The sequence below is a fragment of the Haemophilus sp. SZY H56 genome (assembly GCF_054332415.1).
In genome coordinates, this window is the sequence record NZ_JBTGNX010000009.1 from 33,466 (window position 1) to 49,731 (window position 16,266).

At 40.3% G+C, this 16,266-nt stretch carries 21 protein-coding genes; 11 read left to right on the forward strand and 10 right to left on the reverse strand.

What is annotated here, in order from left to right:
• Window positions 1–107: 107 nt before the first annotated feature.
• The 4 genes from mobB (at window position 108) to pdxH (ending at window position 4,484) form a co-directional block, all read left to right on the forward strand.
• Window positions 108–617, forward strand: a complete 510-nt coding sequence (mobB, locus tag ACXVWP_RS07730) for a molybdopterin-guanine dinucleotide biosynthesis protein B (protein ID WP_128787871.1) — start codon at window positions 108–110, stop codon at window positions 615–617.
• Entirely contained in the window at window positions 596–2,005 is a 1,410-nt protein-coding gene (locus ACXVWP_RS07735; protein ID WP_128787870.1) for an MDR family MFS transporter, read from the forward strand. Before mobB ends, ACXVWP_RS07735 begins: the two co-directional genes overlap by 22 nt.
• A gap of 133 nt (window positions 2,006–2,138) precedes the next feature.
• Window positions 2,139–3,785 (forward strand): ABC transporter substrate-binding protein, encoded by a 1,647-nt coding sequence (locus tag ACXVWP_RS07740; protein WP_128787869.1) that lies wholly within the window; start codon window positions 2,139–2,141, stop codon window positions 3,783–3,785.
• 66 nt (window positions 3,786–3,851) lie between these two features.
• Complete coding sequence (gene pdxH, locus ACXVWP_RS07745; protein WP_049364208.1) at window positions 3,852–4,484, forward strand: pyridoxamine 5'-phosphate oxidase; 633 nt, start codon at window positions 3,852–3,854, stop codon at window positions 4,482–4,484.
• Window positions 4,485–4,560: 76 nt separating this feature from the next.
• Here pdxH and ACXVWP_RS07750 read toward each other — a convergent pair whose 3' ends face one another.
• The 3 genes from ACXVWP_RS07750 to ACXVWP_RS07760 are packed head-to-tail and all read right to left on the reverse strand — an operon-like array spanning window position 4,561 to window position 7,451.
• On the reverse strand, window positions 4,561–5,667 hold the full coding sequence (locus tag ACXVWP_RS07750) for a Gfo/Idh/MocA family protein (RefSeq protein WP_049371401.1): 1,107 nt from the start codon (window positions 5,665–5,667) through the stop codon (window positions 4,561–4,563).
• A gap of 10 nt (window positions 5,668–5,677) precedes the next feature.
• Window positions 5,678–6,751: a Gfo/Idh/MocA family protein gene (locus tag ACXVWP_RS07755; protein WP_289902437.1), complete on the reverse strand. Its 1,074-nt coding sequence runs from the start codon at window positions 6,749–6,751 to the stop codon at window positions 5,678–5,680.
• Window positions 6,741–7,451 carry a FadR/GntR family transcriptional regulator gene (locus ACXVWP_RS07760; RefSeq protein ID WP_289902405.1) on the reverse strand — a complete coding sequence of 237 codons (711 nt, stop codon included), beginning with the start codon at window positions 7,449–7,451 and terminating at the stop codon, window positions 6,741–6,743. The genes ACXVWP_RS07755 and ACXVWP_RS07760 overlap by 11 nt, the downstream gene beginning before the upstream one ends.
• 174 nt (window positions 7,452–7,625) lie before the next feature.
• Here ACXVWP_RS07760 and ACXVWP_RS07765 point away from each other — a divergent pair, with 174 nt between their 5' ends.
• Window positions 7,626–8,849 (forward strand): MFS transporter, encoded by a 1,224-nt coding sequence (locus ACXVWP_RS07765; protein WP_329505980.1) that lies wholly within the window; start codon window positions 7,626–7,628, stop codon window positions 8,847–8,849.
• Between the two features lie 48 nt (window positions 8,850–8,897).
• Here the strand turns inward: ACXVWP_RS07765 and ACXVWP_RS07770 are convergent, their stop codons facing one another.
• Entirely contained in the window at window positions 8,898–9,119 is a 222-nt protein-coding gene (locus ACXVWP_RS07770; RefSeq protein WP_005699194.1) for a SlyX family protein, read from the reverse strand.
• 94 nt (window positions 9,120–9,213) lie between these two features.
• Here ACXVWP_RS07770 and fkpA point away from each other — a divergent pair, with 94 nt between their 5' ends.
• From fkpA to tusB, 5 genes are read left to right on the forward strand one after another with little or no spacing between them, the layout of a single operon-like run.
• Window positions 9,214–9,936: an FKBP-type peptidyl-prolyl cis-trans isomerase gene (gene fkpA / locus ACXVWP_RS07775; RefSeq protein ID WP_128787865.1), complete on the forward strand. Its 723-nt coding sequence runs from the start codon at window positions 9,214–9,216 to the stop codon at window positions 9,934–9,936.
• Window positions 9,937–9,995: 59 nt separating this feature from the next.
• Entirely contained in the window at window positions 9,996–10,661 is a 666-nt protein-coding gene (locus tag ACXVWP_RS07780) for a helix-turn-helix transcriptional regulator (RefSeq protein WP_075875883.1), read from the forward strand.
• Window positions 10,661–11,041 carry a sulfurtransferase complex subunit TusD gene (tusD, locus tag ACXVWP_RS07785; protein WP_369866762.1) on the forward strand — a complete coding sequence of 127 codons (381 nt, stop codon included), beginning with the start codon at window positions 10,661–10,663 and terminating at the stop codon, window positions 11,039–11,041. The genes ACXVWP_RS07780 and tusD overlap by 1 nt, the downstream gene beginning before the upstream one ends.
• Complete coding sequence (gene tusC, locus ACXVWP_RS07790; protein ID WP_049364201.1) at window positions 11,038–11,397, forward strand: sulfurtransferase complex subunit TusC; 360 nt, start codon at window positions 11,038–11,040, stop codon at window positions 11,395–11,397. Before tusD ends, tusC begins: the two co-directional genes overlap by 4 nt.
• An 8-nt stretch (window positions 11,398–11,405) precedes the next feature.
• Window positions 11,406–11,693 (forward strand): sulfurtransferase complex subunit TusB, encoded by a 288-nt coding sequence (gene tusB, locus ACXVWP_RS07795; protein WP_128787862.1) that lies wholly within the window; start codon window positions 11,406–11,408, stop codon window positions 11,691–11,693.
• Here the strand turns inward: tusB and ACXVWP_RS07800 are convergent.
• Complete coding sequence (locus ACXVWP_RS07800; RefSeq protein WP_005694870.1) at window positions 11,688–12,089, reverse strand: hypothetical protein; 402 nt, start codon at window positions 12,087–12,089, stop codon at window positions 11,688–11,690. The two genes, tusB and ACXVWP_RS07800, sit on opposite strands and share 6 nt — an antisense overlap.
• A gap of 67 nt (window positions 12,090–12,156) precedes the next feature.
• Window positions 12,157–12,645, reverse strand: coding sequence for a YbaK/prolyl-tRNA synthetase associated domain-containing protein (locus ACXVWP_RS07805; protein ID WP_128787861.1), 489 nt, complete (start codon window positions 12,643–12,645; stop codon window positions 12,157–12,159).
• Window positions 12,646–12,802: 157 nt separating this feature from the next.
• On the opposite strand from ACXVWP_RS07805, the gene ACXVWP_RS07810 reads away from it, so the two are divergent.
• Window positions 12,803–13,201 (forward strand): pyrimidine dimer DNA glycosylase/endonuclease V, encoded by a 399-nt coding sequence (locus ACXVWP_RS07810; protein ID WP_289902407.1) that lies wholly within the window; start codon window positions 12,803–12,805, stop codon window positions 13,199–13,201.
• A gap of 54 nt (window positions 13,202–13,255) precedes the next feature.
• Here ACXVWP_RS07810 and ACXVWP_RS07815 read toward each other — a convergent pair whose 3' ends face one another.
• The 4 genes from ACXVWP_RS07815 to ACXVWP_RS07830 are packed head-to-tail and all read right to left on the reverse strand — an operon-like array spanning window position 13,256 to window position 16,197.
• Entirely contained in the window at window positions 13,256–14,113 is an 858-nt protein-coding gene (locus ACXVWP_RS07815; RefSeq protein WP_054420144.1) for a cysteine ABC transporter substrate-binding protein, read from the reverse strand.
• Complete coding sequence (locus tag ACXVWP_RS07820) at window positions 14,097–14,861, reverse strand: amino acid ABC transporter ATP-binding protein (RefSeq protein WP_289902408.1); 765 nt, start codon at window positions 14,859–14,861, stop codon at window positions 14,097–14,099. The genes ACXVWP_RS07815 and ACXVWP_RS07820 overlap by 17 nt, the downstream gene beginning before the upstream one ends.
• 18 nt (window positions 14,862–14,879) lie before the next feature.
• Window positions 14,880–15,548, reverse strand: coding sequence for an amino acid ABC transporter permease (locus ACXVWP_RS07825; protein WP_369866763.1), 669 nt, complete (start codon window positions 15,546–15,548; stop codon window positions 14,880–14,882).
• Window positions 15,538–16,197, reverse strand: a complete 660-nt coding sequence (locus ACXVWP_RS07830) for an amino acid ABC transporter permease (protein ID WP_049364192.1) — start codon at window positions 16,195–16,197, stop codon at window positions 15,538–15,540. The genes ACXVWP_RS07825 and ACXVWP_RS07830 overlap by 11 nt, the downstream gene beginning before the upstream one ends.
• Between the last annotated feature and the right edge of the window lie 69 nt (window positions 16,198–16,266).

The window sequence follows — 16,266 nt, forward strand, 5'->3', positions numbered from 1 at the left end:
TGTTTCCCCTTGCTATACTTTCTTCACCTAATGGATTTTGATAGCTAAACCCCGTCCTGCGGGGTTTTGTTTTATCAAGTGCGGTCATTTTTCTTAAGGTTTTTACAATGAATAATCCCCTTCCTCTTCTTGGTATTACGGGTTACAGCGGTAGTGGCAAAACCACATTGCTGGAAAAATTGCTTCCTCAATTAATTAAAAAAGGCCTACATGTTTCAGTGATTAAACACAGCCATCACAACGCTCAGGTGGATAAAGAGGGCAAAGATAGTTGGCGAATGAAAGAGGCGGGTTCTGCACAAGTTATTATGGCATGTGATACTCGTTGGGCATTAATGACAGAAACGCCTCAAGAGCCGGTTTCATTAGCCTATTTAAGCCAACAATTTGATCGTCATTTAACAGATTTGGTTTTGGTGGAAGGCTTTAAACAAGAACCTATTCCAAAGATTCTGTTGCATCGACAAGAGATGATAAAACCTTTGCCGGAATTAGATGAAAACGTGTTGGCTTTAGCAACGAATTATTCTCTTGAAACTGACCACACTTTATTAGATATTAATCACATTGAACAGATCGTTGAGTTTATTTATCAATGGTGGAAAAAGACGCAGTAATAGAACGTCAGCACTATAAAGGGCTGGCTTGGGTGGCCTCCATGGCTTTGTTTATGCAAAGCTTGGATGCGACTATTTTAAATACTGCCTTACCAACTATTGCAACAGATCTTCAAACCCCTGTCTTTGAAATGCAAATGGCGATTATCGCCTATTCTCTTGCGGTTGCTTTATTTATTCCTTTAACTGCTTGGGCGGCAGCGAAATTCGGTACGCTCACTGTTTTCCGTTCTGCTGTTTTTACCTTTGTATTCGGCTCGGTAGCTTGTGCGATGTCAATCTCTCTTGAAACCCTTGTGCTCGCACGAATTATCCAAGGTATTGGCGGGGCATTTATGATGCCTGTCGCTCGCCTTGCGATTATTCAAACCGTACCGAAAAATCAATTAATTAATGCCTGGAATTTAATGGCGACAGCAGGACTCATTGGTCCGATTCTTGGCCCGATTTTAGGTGGTTGGCTTGTGGTGCATACCTCATGGCATTGGATTTTCTTAATCAATATTCCTATTGGTATGTTAGGCTTTTGGACGGCGGCTAAAGTGATGGGAAATCATAAGGGTAATGCGTCTAAGTTAGACTGGACGGGCTTTTTACTCTTTGCATTTGGTTTAGTGGGTTTAACGCTCGGGCTTGATTTACTCGGTGAAAGTCATAGTGATCGCATAACCACGTACAGTGCATTAGCGATTGGCATGGCATTATTGATGGCTTATTATTTTTATGCGAAGGGTAATGATCGTGCCATTTTGCCGTTATCTCTTTTCAATACAAGAACATTCCGATTAGGCATTACAGCCAATATTTTTATCCGTCTTTCCGGTTCGGCTGTGCCATTCTTATTGCCATTAATGTTCCAACTTTCCTTTGGTTATTCAGCTGAAGTATCAGGCTGGTTGCTTGCACCTATTGCGCTAATGTCCGTCGTATTTAAACGCTTTATTGGGCGTATTTTAAATAGGCTAGGTTATAAAACGACATTAATTTTATCGTCAGTTTTAATGGCTGGCTCAACGGTTTCTATGTCATGGCTTGATTCCTCATCATCAACGATATGGATTATATGTAATCTGATGTGGTACGGTGCCTGTATGTCGATGATTTTTACCTCAATTAATACACTCACAGTCGGGGATCTATCACAGGAACAAGGCGGTGTAGGCTCGACGGTATTGAGCATTGTGCAACAAGTGGGTATTGGTTTTGGTATCGCCGTAGCATCTATTATTTTAACGTTATACCGTCAATTCATTGGTAACGAAGGTGAAGCATTACAACATGCTTTCAGTTACACGTTTCTGACCACTTCTGTTTTTGCGATCGCATTAGTTTGGATATTGAGCTATTTGCACAAAACAGACGGGGATCATTTGCGGAAAAAACGATGATATTGAATACCTTAGTTTAATTTGTTATAAGAAAGATCTTTTTCTTATTTCGTAAAAGTTTGATTTGCTTATATCTTAAGTAAAATTTTATATTCATATTTGGGTATCTGACCCGATTAAAGAAGGACAACTAATGAAATTAAAAGCGACCTTAACTCTTATTGCAGCGAGTTTGTTTTTAGCGGCTTGTGATCAATCTGGTTCTGCTGCAAAAGAAAGTACGAAAGCAGAAACAGCAAAACCTTCGGGCAATAACACGTTTGTGTACTGTACGGCAAAAGCACCACTTGGCTTTAGCCCGGCATTGGTAATGGAAGGCACATCCTACAATGCGAGTTCACAACAAGTGTATAACCGTTTGGTTGAATTTAAAAAAGGTTCAACTGACCTTGAGCCAGCCTTGGCTGAAAGCTGGGACATCAGTGACGATGGTTTAACTTATACGTTCCATTTACGTAAAGGAGTGAAGTTCCATACGACAAAAGAATTTACGCCAACACGTGATTTTAATGCGGATGATGTGATCTTTTCTTTCCAACGTCAGTTAGATCCTAACCACCCTTATCACAACGTATCGAAAGGGACTTATCCATATTTCAAAGCGATGAAATTCCCAGATTTATTAAAATCAGTTGAGAAAGTGGATGACAACACCGTTCGTATCACCTTGAATAAAAAAGATGCGACTTTCTTAGCAAGCTTGGGAATGGACTTTATCTCTATTTATTCCGCTGAATATGCAGATGCGATGCTGAAAGCGGGTAAACCAGAAACGATTGATAACAAACCAGTGGGTACAGGTCCGTTTATTTTTGTGGATTACAAAACTGACCAAGCGGCACAATACGTAGCGAATGAAACCTATTGGAAAGGTCGTACACCGCTTGATCGTTTAGTGATCAGTATCGTACCAGATGCGACGACGCGTTATGCGAAGTTACAAGCGGGTTCTTGTGATTTAATTCTCTTCCCGAACGTGGCGGATTTAGCCAAGATGAAAACTGATCCGAAAGTACAACTTTTGGAACAAAAAGGTTTGAACGTGGCATATATCGCATTCAATACAGAGAAAGCGCCATTTGATAACGTGAAAGTGCGCCAAGCATTGAACTATGCGGTGGACAAAAAAGCAATTATTGAAGCGGTTTATCAAGGTGCGGGCACTGCAGCGAAAAACCCACTACCGCCAACAATTTGGAGTTATAACGATGAAATCCAAGATTATCCGTATGATCCAGAGAAAGCGAAACAGCTTTTAGCAGAAGCAGGTTATCCAAACGGTTTTGAAACGGACTTCTGGATTCAACCGGTGGTACGTGCGTCTAACCCAAATCCAAAACGTATGGCTGAACTTGTGATGGCAGACTGGGCGAAAGTGGGCGTAAAAGCAAATCCAGTCACGTTTGAATGGGCTGACTATCAAAAACGTGCTAAAGCAGGTGAATTAACGGCGGGTATCTTTGGTTGGTCAGGCGATAACGGTGATCCGGATAACTTCCTTTCTCCGTTACTTGCAAGTGCTAACGCTGGCAACTCAAACTTTGCTCGTTTCAAAAATGCAGAATTTGATGCCTTATTAGATAAAGCGATTGGCTTAACCAATAAAGATGAGCGTGCGGCACTTTATAAAAAAGCACAAGTGATTTTCCATGAGCAAGCGCCATGGATTCCAGTTGCACACTCAGTTGGTTTTGCACCACTTAGCCCTCGCGTAAAAGGTTACGTACAAAGCCCATTCGGCTACGATGCGTTTTATGGCGTGAGTGTTGATAGTAAATAATTAACGGACTATACTAGCCCTTGCAGTTGCAAGGGCTTTTTGTTTTCAAGCAAAAGGAGAAAGAAAATGGACTTACATGATATTCGTGAGGATTATTGCAAACAGGCGCTTTCTCAGCATGATTGCGATCCCAATCCAATAAAACAATTTGAAAAATGGCTCAACGAAGCGATTACGGCTAAAGTCAATGAGCCGACAGGTGTTAATGTTGCGACGGTCAATGAAGACGGTCGTCCAACAAGTCGAATGGTACTGTTAAAAGAAGTGAACGAACAAGGCTTTGTCTTTTTCACGAATTATCACAGCCGAAAAGGTCGTGCCATAGAACATAATCCTTTCGTTGCCCTGACATTCTTTTGGCCTGAATTAGAACGTTCTGTGCGTATTGAGGGCAAAGCCGAAAAAATCTCGCCTGAACAATCAGATGAATATTTTGCGACTCGCCCTTACACCAGCCGAATTGGCGCTTGGGCCAGCGAGCAAAGTGCGGTCATTTCTAGCCACAAATCTTTATTAGCAAAAGCTGCTCTGATTGCAGCAAAACACCCATTAAACGTCCCACGCCCACCACATTGGGGCGGTTATCTTGTGATTCCTGATCGTATCGAATTCTGGCAAGGTCGCCCAAGTAGACTGCATGACCGAATTTGTTATTTATTCAATGATGGAAAATGGGAAATAGAGCGGTTATCACCGTAAGTTTCTTCAAAAATATGTAAAAAACAACCGCACTTTGATTTTTCAACCAAAGTGCGGTTGTTTTTTTACATTGTTTTTATTTACCGATGATTTCTGATAAATCAACTTTGCGGTTTTCGTAACGAGAACGGGTACACGCATCGGCAGTGGCGATGGCAGCTCGGGCTGCTTCACCGGTGAGTAATTTTACAAATTCCTCAGTTGGTTCCATACCATGCAGAATGTCGTTTAAATAACGCATTTCTTTTTTCATGATAGAACTCAACCAGAGTGGTGTGCGTTTGCCCGGTTTACCGTATTGAATCGCGCCGTCCATTTCTGTGCTGTTGTAAATACGGGTACGGTCATCATCTTCTTCTTGGGTTTCGTGAATGAGGAAATAAGTGTCTTTTCCATCCACACGAAGGGTGCCTTTGGTATTGTACATATCCAGTTTGATCGCACCTTTTTCCCCTTGAATTAATACATAATGTTCCCCCCAACGGAAAGCCGAACCCCATTCGAGAACAGCGAAGCGATTGTCATCATATTCCATGGTGACAAAAATCATATCATCTTCATCCCCGAATTTTTCGCCTTTGTGGGCAACATTGGCAGCTGCCATGGTAACGGTTTTTGGCATACCACCCATAATGAATTGTACGCAGTCTAATTCGTGAATATGGTGGTATAAGTGACCGCCAGATTTTTCACGGATTTTTTTCCATGAAATGGTTGGTTGTTGTTCTTCCCAGCCATTACGTGCAGTATGACAATAAAGCACTTTACCAATCACACCTTGATTGATTAATTCTTTGGCATGGTGAACACCGTTAAAGAAGTTCATCACATGACCAGCCATAAAAGTGACGCCATTTTCTTCGCAAGCACGCACCATGTCATCACAGTCTTGATAACTTAAGGCAATAGGTTTTTCACAGAAAACATGTTTTTTGTTTTTTGCTGCAAGGATGACCGGTTCTTTGTGTAAGTAGTTTGGGGTGGCGACAATTACGCAATCCACATCAGGTGAAGTGACTAATTCTTCAAGAGATTTTGCCGCTACGCATTGTAATTCTTGAGCAATGGTTTCACCATTTTCAGGGTCATATACTACGGTAATTTGTGCATCATCAAATTCATTCATGAAACGGGCTAAATCTGCACCAAAATAGCCAACGCCAACAACACCATATCGCATCATAATAAACTCCTTATTTTTTCACTGAGATTTGTTTTTCCGTTACCATGGATTGCTTCGCTGCTTCTGCAACTTCGATGGCTTCAGTTAAACATAGACTTAATGGGCTGGTTTTTCCTTGCGTTAAGTGCTCTACCACGCTTTGCACTTCGATTTCAGCCGCTCGGCTTAACCAAAGTTGGCAGGGTGCGTGGGTGACATTATATTGCTGAGTGCCTTTTGCACTTTCGCGTAAAGATAAATCAGCCTCAAATTCATCAAATAAATCAACGTGTTCTATTTTTCCATCTAGATAATTAAATGTGACACTTGAGGTAAAGAAATTGACTTCAATCACACCGTTTTCACCATGAATTTGAATGCCCCATTGGTGTAATCGATAAGCGGTACCCATTTCGAGCGAACCTAACACGCCATTTTCAAAACGTAGTAACAGTTGCAACACATCACGGCTGTCTGGCGTATCGTGATGCGCTTGATTAGCGGCTTGAGCAAAGACCGCCTCAATATCGCCTAATAACCAACAGAGTAAATCCAGTTCATGAATGAGGTGGAAAAGCTCACCACCCGTAAGATTGGCATCTAATTTCCACCATTCTTTGTTTGGTAGGTTTTCAATCCAACGCTGACGCATAGCACGTGCTACTGTAATGCGACCTAATTTTCCTTGTTCTAAAGCCGCTTTGACTTTTAACATGCCAGGTAACGTACGTTCCAAATGGCCCACAAAAATGACTTTACCTTTTTCTTCAGCAAGACGGCGTAAATGTTGGCCTTGAGAAGAGCTTAAGGTAAAAGGCGTTTCAATAAAGACATGACAGCCTGCATTTAACGCTAAGATAGCGGGGGAATAATGGGCATAGTTTGGTGTGGCAATGACCACTAAATCCGGTTTAGTTTTAGCCAACATTTCTTCCTCACTAAAAAAGGCTTGGCTGCCGTATTGGTCTGCGAGTTTTTGTGCCAGAGAAGGGTTGATATCGGCCACTGCAATTAAGTTTGCTTGGGCTTTATCAAATGCTGAAGCCAACTGAACGCCAAAAAAGCCGCAGCCGATTAAGGCGATGTTTAATCCATTAGTTTGCATCATGCCCTCCTTGTTGTAAGCGTTGGCGAATACTTTGGAAATATTGCAAGATCGCGCGTTGCATCCGTACCAAATCATGTGCTTCCACGGCATCAATTAATTCACGGTGTTGCATAGCTAATTTTTCAGGAGAAAGTATTGGTGGTGGTAAGCTTTTTTCTACTTGCTGATAAATTTGCCAAAACGCATCTAAATATTGAATCAGTAATGGGTTATTTAATGGTTCATAAAGTTTTAAATGAATGTGGTATTCATCTTTAGGGGAAAATTTTTGTTCACGGGCATTTTTTTCCATGTTGGCCACTGATTTTTGCAAAAGTACGGTCTGTTCTTGGCTAATTTTTCCCAACACCATCGGGGCAAAACCGTATTCTAAAATTTCCCGAATATCCAAAATATTAATCAGCTGATTATGATCATTATGCAAATTCAGTTGAGTGTGAAAACTTAATCCACGAATCATTGGTACAAGAGAGGATTCACTCACAAAGGTACCAACACCATGGCGAATGTCTAAAATGTGTAGCGCCTCTAAAGATTTAATGGCTTCACGTAAACTGGAACGGCTTACACCAAGTTGTTCAATCAGTTCATTTTCTGTTGGCATCAAATCGCCAGATTTGAGATTTTGTTTAATGATGAGCGATTTGATTTTATCCTGCAAAACGAGACTTGCTTCTTTTTTACTTGTTTTTTTCATTTCTGTTCTCATTTTCTAATCTATTTTCTGAATTTGTGATCCAGCTCTCATTCTCTCCAATTGACATAAGACATCATACGTCTTATCTTTGGTTATGCAAGCAGAAATTAGCAGTGATTTTAAATTCTGTGATCTAAACCACAAAATTCTCAAATACAAGGAAAGGAGGTTGTTATGACAACATCACTACCATGGTATAAAGAAGTCAGTCCTACGCAAAAAAAAGCGTTATTTGCGGCTTGGTTAGGTTATGTTTTTGATGGCTTCGATTATATGCTTATCACTTATGTGCTTTTGGATATTCAAAAGGAATTCGCCATGAGCACAACGGAAACATCCACACTATTACTTGCGGCCTTCGTCGCACGTCCATTAGGTGGGGCGATTTTTGGTAGTTTTGCCGATAAATATGGTCGTCGTTTGGCGATGATTGTTTCCATTATCACGTATTCCGTTGGCACATTCTTGTGCGGCTTATCCACCAGTTATATTTGGCTTTTCATCTTCCGTATGATTATCGGTATGGGGATGGCAGGTGAATATGCGTGTTCTTCCTCTTATGCCATTGAAAGCTGGCCACAACATTTACGTACAAAAGCCAGCGCATTCTTAGTGAGTGGCTTTTCCATTGGTAATATTCTTGCCTCTCAAGTGATTCCTTGGGTATCTCAAACTTATGGTTGGCGTATGGCTTTCTTTATTGGTTTAGCTCCGGTTGCTTTAGTACTCTATGTTCGTCGCCATGCACCTGAAAGTGAAGAATGGGCGCAAGCGAAAGCTGCGGGTAAAGTGAATAAAGTGCCACTTACTGACCTATTTACTAAAAAACAATTACCAATTACCTTAATTATTTTCTTAGTTTGTTATTCAATTTTCTCCGTAAACTGGCCGGTAGTAGGCTTGCTTCCACTTTACCTCAAAGAAAACGGCTATGCTGAAAATGTGAAATCACTGATGTTCTGGGCAGGCTTTGGTATCCTCATCGGTACCTTAATTGCAGGCTTTATCGGTGATAAATTGGGTGAGAAGAAAACCTTTGTATATAGCTTATTGTTATCACTTTTCTTCCTCTTCCCAGTATTCTATTTGCCAGAAAATAATGTGTTAGCCCTTGGTGCATTGCTCTTCTTCTTACTTGCAACTAACTTAGGGATTGCCGGTTTAGTACCAAAATATATGGCGACTTTCTTCCCGGCTGAAATGCGAAGCACAGGTATCGGTTTCATCTATAACTTCGCTGCGATCGGTGGAGGGGTGTCTCCTGTGATTGCCGCCGCACTTAGCGAAAGAGTAGGACTGGGTTCAGCCCTTGTGTATGTGACCTTATTCTGGACAATTGTCCTTGTTGCTCTCGTTGGATTAAGATTGCCAGAACGTATTCAAGCTCGTATGCAATAATAAAAAACGAAAGCAAAACAGACCGCACTTTTAGGTGCGGTTTGTTGTTTAATAATGCGGAGGCGGCGTTTCTTCTGCTTGGCTAGCAATATTAGAAGGTTGCATATCTTTTAATTTGCCGGCGAGATAGCGGAGTTGAAGTTGAATTTTATCCATATCAAACTGTTGTTGAACTAATGCTTGATTGAGTTCGTCTAAAAGTTGTTCTTGAAAAGCAATTTTCATTTCAAGTTCAGCGATGCGATCTTCTAAAATTTGTTGATTTTGCATAAAATTTCTCTAATTTCTAAAAAAATGTTGTGAATTTGGTCAATCCGATTTAACCTATTCACTATTCCGTTTCTATTATAAAGGATCAAGCAAAATGTTGAAAATTCAAAAGCTTTCTCTTGCTGCACTTATGGTAAGTGCGGTCGTTTCAGGTTCTGTTTTTGCAGAAGATAAAGCCGCGCCAAGCGCAAGTGATGCGTCTTATGCTGTGGGTGCGTTAATGGGTAACCAAGTAAAAGATTTAGTGGATGCTCAAAAAGAAGTCATTCAATACGACAATGCGCGTATTTTAGATGGCTTAAAAGATGCATTAGAAGGTAAAGTTGATGTTCGTAAAGACGAAAAAATTCAAAAGACCTTAGATGGCATTCAAGAGCAATTAGTGTCTGCTGCTAAAGCAAAAGTAGAACAACAAGCGAAAGCCGCAAAAGAAGAAGGTGATAAATACCGCGCTGAATTTTCGAAAAAAGATGGCGTGAAAAGTACCAAAGATGGCTTACTTTACAAAATCACTGAAGCAGGTAAAGGTGATGCGATTAAAGCAACAGATACTGTGAAAGTACATTACACCGGTAAATTACCAGATGGTAAAGTATTTGATAGCTCTGTTGAACGTGGTCAACCGGTTGAGTTTAAATTAAACCAAGTGATTAAAGGTTGGACTGAAGGCCTTCAGTTAGTGAAGAAAGGCGGTAAAATCGAATTAGTGATTCCACCTGAATTAGCTTATGGCAAACAAGGTGCAGGCGATTCAATTCCACCTGATGCAACGCTTTACTTCGACGTTGAAGTATTAGACGTTAATCCTAAAAAATAAGCCTTAATTTAACCGCACTTTGTCCAAAGTGCGGTCATTTTCCCTACCAGATTTGAAAAATGATACTAACCGATAGACAACCTTTCACCGATGAAGATCGTGCTATTCTGATTTCCTATAAAGCAGTAGTTGATGGCGTGAGCGCGTTGATTGGCGAGCATTGTGAAATCGTATTACACTCTTTGGAAGATATTGAGCATTCTGCCATTTGTATTGCCAACGGGCATAATACCAATCGCCAAGTGGGTTCACCGATTACGGATTTAGCCTTGAAATCCTTGCGTAATATGCAAAGTGAGAGTGTGTCTAAGCCTTATTTCACGCGTGCGAAGGGCAATGTGTTGATGAAGTCTGTGACTATCGCCATTCGAAATAGCAAACAACGCATTATTGGTTTACTTTGTATCAATATTAATTTGGATGTGCCGGTTTCTCAATTTATGCAGGCCTTTATGCCAACGCAGGAACAAAATGAAACCTCTTCCGTCAATTTTGCAAGTTCAGTGGAAGAATTGGTGGCACAAACGGTAGAAAAAACCATTGAAGAAGTGAATGCAGATCGCTCGGTTTCGAATAATAATAAGAACCGTCAGATTGTGATTTCACTTTACGAAAAAGGCATTTTTGATATTAAAGATGCGATCAATTTAGTGGCTGATCGCCTCGCGATTTCTCGCCACACCGTGTATTTGTATATTCGTCAAATCAAACAAGAGCAAGAATAATGAACTATGTTCTCGCCGTGAAAAGTCCCGTTTATGGAAAACAAGGGGCTTTTCTTGCCTATCAATTTGCCCAAGCGTTACTCGAAAAAGAGCATGCCATTAGCCAAATTTTCTTTTTCCAAGACGGTGTGAGTAATGGCAATGGCTTGGTTTATCCTGCCAATGATGAATTTAATCTCACGCAAGCTTGGCAAGCCTTTTCAGCGCAGCATCATATCCCTTTGCATTTATGTGTGGCGGCTTCACAACGTCGTGGCGTAGTGGATGCGCTTACGGCAAAAGATACGGATCATACGAATCTTGCAGAAGGTTTTGAGATTACAGGCTTAGGCGAGTTTATGGCGATGGCATTAAAAGCGGATCGGGTGGTGACATTGTGAAGCTAGCATTCTTATTTCGTACCGCACCGCATGGAAACGCGATTTCTCGTGAAGGTTTAGATGCTTTGCTTGCTGCGACAGCATTTTGTGATGAAGAGGAAATTGGTGTCTTTTTTATCGATGATGGCGTATTAAATTTACTCGATGGGCAAAATCCTGAGTTATTGTTACAAAAAGATTTTATTCGTACCTTTAAATTATTAGATTTATACGATATTGAACAGCGCTTTGTCTGTGCCGATTCGCTCGACCAATACAATTTGCAAACAGAACAACTCATTATTTCTGCTGAAAAAATTGACCGCACTTCGTTGATCAAGAAACTTAGCCAAGCAGAAAAAGTGTTTACGTTTTAAGGAATATTATGCTTTATACCTTTTCTCAAGCTCATTATTCTGAGACAGACCTTCAACGTTATTTGACTGAAATCACGGAAAATGATGCGGTGGTTTTATGGCAAGATGGCGTGTTGTTAGCTGTGAAGTATGGGGAAATGTTTACTCAATGCAAAGGGCAATGTTTTGTGTTGGAGCAGGATATTTTAGCTAGAAATTTAACCGCACTTTTGCCAGAAAACAATCAAGTGCGGTCAATTTCATTAGCAGATTTGGTGGATTTAACTGCTCAATATTCGCCTCAAATCGCCTTATAGTGGGCGTTCTTTCGGTAACAAGAGCGGTAATACCATAACAGAATAAAGTGCCAAACCTGCAGCCATTAAGCAGGTAATTTCTAATCCTCCTGCGCGTAACCATTCGCCAAATCCCATGTCATTAACGAGTGTGGCATAAAAGAATCCTGCCACGACTGTGTAACTAAATCCGATTAATCCTGCAATTAATGCAATAGCTTTCACGTTGTAGCTTGCATAACGGTGAAATGCCGCCCAAAGCGTAATGAGAAAAGTCGGCACTGCAGCGACAATAAAGACAGAAAGCACCGAGCTCTGAATTTGATCAGTATCATTATTCGAGAATGTTAAGGCGACAGTGCCAATAATTTGAATAATCAACGGAAAAAGAATAAATGCTTTAAGATATTTTTTCATGAGATGTCCAATTAATAGAAAAACGGAAGCATTGTATCAATCAAATGAAAGACAACCAATCTTTTCTCTATTTGGTTTTTATTACATCCACTAATGTGGGCTGAACGATTGAGGCATAATCTTGTGTATTGAGAATAATAGAGCGTTCTAACGTACCTGCATTAAATGCCAATTCATCATAACGAGACAGTAAGCTAGGATCAGCAATTAGAAACAAATCAGGATGAAAGCTAAAAGGCGGAATTGCACCAAATACACAGTCAGTTAAGGTATCTACTTCTGCCGGACTAGCAAGAGAGGCTTTCGTGCCACCTAAATAGGCCGCCACTTTGCTTAAATCAGATTGTTGATCAGCTGGCAATATCACTAATACCGCTTGTTTTATGCCATTTCCCTTTACTTTGCATACTAACGCTTTTGCCCCTTGCCCTAATTCTGTACCACGGATTTTAGCCACTTCTTCTGATTTTCCTGCTGTGGGGTGTTCAACGACACGATAGCGTGCTTGATGCTCATCTAAAAGTGCGGTCAATTTTTCAAATGTTTTGACAGACATGCGGGTTCCTTCAATAGCGATATTTTTAATGAGTTTAACAAAGGTTGATTCATGTGAAAATCAAAGAAAAATAATTAATCTTTTGAGTCGTATTTATTATGAGATAGACAAATACCTTTACGCCCCGTACTATGTTCCTTTTTATTTGGTATCTCTTATGACTCGAATTAATCTTGTTCCACCTGAGGAGCTTTGTGATCAGCATCTTTTAGCGGAGCATCGTGAATTAACCCGCATTCCTAACGCCGTGGCGAAAGGTAAATATCACTTAAAAGGACAGCCTGCAGAATATAAGTTAGGTGAAGGGCATGTACGCTTTTTCTTTAATAAATTGGCGTTTTTAAAGAAACGCTATGATGCATTGCATGCGGAATGTAAGGCGCGAGGCTTTAACGTGCAGTATATTTGGAATGAAACGTTACCTGATGATCCAAGTTTATGGTTGGACTATGAAGCCACAGAGGCGGCGTTACAGATTAATCGTGAACGTATTCAAGAAAGAATGCCATTAAAGGCGAGATTTACACCACATCTTTCAAAGAGCGATCAAAAATAAAGCGTTTTTCACTTCCCCTGTGGGGAAATTACAGGGGAAGTGAATGGGGTTAAATTATTTATATTCAACCACGATATCGCTTTCGCTGACGGTATCACCATAAACTGGCAATAAAGTTTTTTCGTAAGCTTGTTTTAAACGACCATCTTTGCCTAAGGTTTGGATTTCGTTATTTAACCAATTTAACAATTCAGGTGCGTCTTTGCGAACAGCTGGTGCAATAACATCTTGATCGCCAAAGTTTTTTACGCCCACAGTATAACCTGGATTTTGTTTTGCCCAAGCGAATAAGAAGGTATTGTCGTTAGATAATGCATCACCACGACCATCACGTAAGGCTTCAAAGGTTTCTGTATTTTGTTCAAATTTCAATAATTTCACATCTGGATAGTTTTTGGTAAAGAAAATATCAGCTGTGGTACCTTTATCTACAATTAAAGTTTTTCCTTTTAATTGTTCAAGATCAGTAATGACTGAGCCATCTTTTGAAACGACACCGAGTGCCACTTTCATATATGGATTAGCAAAATCTACCACTTCTTTACGAGCTGGTGTCACAGTAAAGTTAGCTAAGATAATATCAACTTTCTTAGAAAGTAAGTATTCAGCACGGTTTGCGGCATCCACTAAAACAAATTCCACTTTGTTTTCGTCACCTAATAAGTCTTTACCGATCGCTTTACCAATTTCGACATCAAAGCCTTGGCTTTTACCTTGCGCATCCACATAACCAAATGGTGGTTTATCGCTAAATACACCAATGCGCACTTTGCCATCTTTTTGTATTTGCTCAAGGCTTGAAACCGTTTTTGCTCCGTCTTTAGCGGGCTCTTTATCATTACACGCGGTTAAGCCAAATGCTAAGGTGGCAGTGGCTAAAAGTGCGGTCAATGTTTTAAATGTTTTCTTCATAGTTTGTCCCTCTCGGTTCATAATTTAAGATATTTAAGAATGTTTTCGCACGATCCGTGGTTGGATTCGTGAAGAAATCTTCCGGTTTTGCCTGTTCAATGATTTGCCCTTTATCCATAAACACAATGCGGTTAGCGACTTGACGGGCGAAGTTCATTTCATGGGTAACGATGAGCATCGTCATACCATCTTTGGCAAGACCTAAAATCACATCAAGTACTTCGCGTACCATTTCAGGGTCAAGGGCAGCAGTGACTTCATCGAACAGAATAATTTCAGGGTTCATGCAAAGTGAACGCACAATAGCAATTCGCTGTTTTTGCCCACCTGATAATTCACGCGGATAGGCATTTTTTCGGTCATATAGACCTACACGTTTAAGTAACTCATCGGCTTGTTTTTCAGCTTCTGCGCGATCGCGTTTTTGTACTTTTAAAGGACCGAGCAAAATATTGTCAATCACTGATAAATGAGCGAAGAGTTCATAACTTTGGAATACCATCCCAATGCGTTGACGTGCTTTGACCCAAGGAATGTCTTTACCTAACTCTCCTGCATTTTGCAGCAAAATCTGACCGCGCTTTATTTCTTCTAATCCATTTAGGCAGCGTAAAAAAGTACTTTTACCACAACCCGATGGACCTAAAATAACGACAACTTCGCCTTTCTCTATAGAAAGATTAATGCATTTGAGTGCTTCTACATCACCGTAATTTTTGACGAGGTTTTTAATTTCTAATAACGCCATGTGTTTTCCTAATAAAAATTAACTTTCCCAACGGGTTTCTAAATAACGGGAAAATAAGGATAGCAGGTAACAAATCACAAAGTATAAACTAAAAATGACACCGTAAATCCAAAGCGCCGCCGATTGATTACTAAATAATGAATGCTCGATAATTTGTTGACCGACTTTTATCACTTCTACTACACCGATTAACATTGCCAAGGAACTGGTTTTTACCATGCGGGTAAAGAGGTTAATCGCACTTGGTGTCACACGTTTTAAACTTTGTGGAAGTAAAATATACACAAAGGTTTGAAACGGCGTTAAACCTAAAGCGTAGGCTGATTCCACTTGATGTTTTTCAATGGAAGTTAATGCACCACGCACTAAATCCCCCATTTCTGCTGTTCCCCAGAAAATAAACACCAAAATACATACAGAAATGCCATCTAAGTGAATATCAAACCATTTTGCCAAACCAAAATACGCGAGAAAAAGTAAGGCTAATAATGGAATAATACGTACAAATTCTAAATAAAAGCGGCAGATGGCTTTGATAATTGGGTTTCTGTTCGTCATTTTTACGCCAAAAATCACGCCTAAAATACAGGCGAAGAAGACAGAAATGAACGCAATTTCAGCCGTCACGCATAAACCGTTAAGCAAGCGTTCAATGTTGCTACCTTGGAATAATAACTCAAGCCCCATATTTTGCTCTCCGAGTACGGCGTTCTAAATGACCGATGAACAGAGACATCGGTAATAGAATGATCAAATAAAACACCACTAATAAAAATAAGGCTTCATTGGTTTTGTAATCGAGCCCGATGACTTCTTTCGCTACAAACATCAGTTCGGCTACGGCAACGGCACTGATCACTGAGGTTTCTTTCATTAAGAACAAGCAATTTGCTCCGATTGCAGGTGTAGCAATCGCAAAGGCTTGCGGGAAAATCACATAGCGAAAAGCTTGAAAAGGGGTGAGACCAATACTTAAGGCAGATTCAATTTGTCCTTTTGATACTGCTTCCAGACCACCACGAAAGGCTTCTGCCATATAGCTTCCACCTAAAAATGCCAGGCCGATAATGCCGCAAGTAAACCCATCTAATTTTAGGCCGATTTTAGACAGCCCAAAATAGAGAAAAAATACTTGAATTAATAAAGGCGTATTACGAGAAAGTTCAATATAGCCTTTTACTAACCAAGTTAATGATTTGACTTTGTAGGTGGTAATCACCGCACAAATCACACCAATCACTAGCGACAATAAAATGCCCCAAAAGGCAAGATGAAGCGTCATCAGCGTGGCGTGAATAAAACGTGGGGTGACGCTTAAAATATAATCCCAATTCATTTTTTATAATTTAATCGTTTGCGTAACGATATAGTAAAAAATTTTGAATCGGTGAGAAAAGAATGGAAA

Coding starts and splice junctions, on each gene's coding strand:
- mobB (WP_128787871.1), top strand. CDS start 108: ATGAATAATCCCCTTCCTCTTCTTGGTATTACGGGTTACAGCGGTAGT.
- ACXVWP_RS07735 (WP_128787870.1), top strand. CDS start 596: ATGGTGGAAAAAGACGCAGTAATAGAACGTCAGCACTATAAAGGGCTG.
- ACXVWP_RS07740 (WP_128787869.1), top strand. CDS start 2,139: ATGAAATTAAAAGCGACCTTAACTCTTATTGCAGCGAGTTTGTTTTTA.
- pdxH (WP_049364208.1), top strand. CDS start 3,852: ATGGACTTACATGATATTCGTGAGGATTATTGCAAACAGGCGCTTTCT.
- ACXVWP_RS07750 (WP_049371401.1), bottom strand. CDS start 5,667: ATGATGCGATATGGTGTTGTTGGCGTTGGCTATTTTGGTGCAGATTTA.
- ACXVWP_RS07755 (WP_289902437.1), bottom strand. CDS start 6,751: ATGCAAACTAATGGATTAAACATCGCCTTAATCGGCTGCGGCTTTTTT.
- ACXVWP_RS07760 (WP_289902405.1), bottom strand. CDS start 7,451: ATGAAAAAAACAAGTAAAAAAGAAGCAAGTCTCGTTTTGCAGGATAAA.
- ACXVWP_RS07765 (WP_329505980.1), top strand. CDS start 7,626: ATGACAACATCACTACCATGGTATAAAGAAGTCAGTCCTACGCAAAAA.
- ACXVWP_RS07770 (WP_005699194.1), bottom strand. CDS start 9,119: ATGCAAAATCAACAAATTTTAGAAGATCGCATCGCTGAACTTGAAATG.
- fkpA (WP_128787865.1), top strand. CDS start 9,214: ATGTTGAAAATTCAAAAGCTTTCTCTTGCTGCACTTATGGTAAGTGCG.
- ACXVWP_RS07780 (WP_075875883.1), top strand. CDS start 9,996: ATGATACTAACCGATAGACAACCTTTCACCGATGAAGATCGTGCTATT.
- tusD (WP_369866762.1), top strand. CDS start 10,661: ATGAACTATGTTCTCGCCGTGAAAAGTCCCGTTTATGGAAAACAAGGG.
- tusB (WP_128787862.1), top strand. CDS start 11,406: ATGCTTTATACCTTTTCTCAAGCTCATTATTCTGAGACAGACCTTCAA.
- ACXVWP_RS07800 (WP_005694870.1), bottom strand. CDS start 12,089: ATGAAAAAATATCTTAAAGCATTTATTCTTTTTCCGTTGATTATTCAA.
- ACXVWP_RS07805 (WP_128787861.1), bottom strand. CDS start 12,645: ATGTCTGTCAAAACATTTGAAAAATTGACCGCACTTTTAGATGAGCAT.
- ACXVWP_RS07810 (WP_289902407.1), top strand. CDS start 12,803: ATGACTCGAATTAATCTTGTTCCACCTGAGGAGCTTTGTGATCAGCAT.
- ACXVWP_RS07815 (WP_054420144.1), bottom strand. CDS start 14,113: ATGAAGAAAACATTTAAAACATTGACCGCACTTTTAGCCACTGCCACC.
- ACXVWP_RS07820 (WP_289902408.1), bottom strand. CDS start 14,861: ATGGCGTTATTAGAAATTAAAAACCTCGTCAAAAATTACGGTGATGTA.
- ACXVWP_RS07825 (WP_369866763.1), bottom strand. CDS start 15,548: ATGGGGCTTGAGTTATTATTCCAAGGTAGCAACATTGAACGCTTGCTT.
- ACXVWP_RS07830 (WP_049364192.1), bottom strand. CDS start 16,197: ATGAATTGGGATTATATTTTAAGCGTCACCCCACGTTTTATTCACGCC.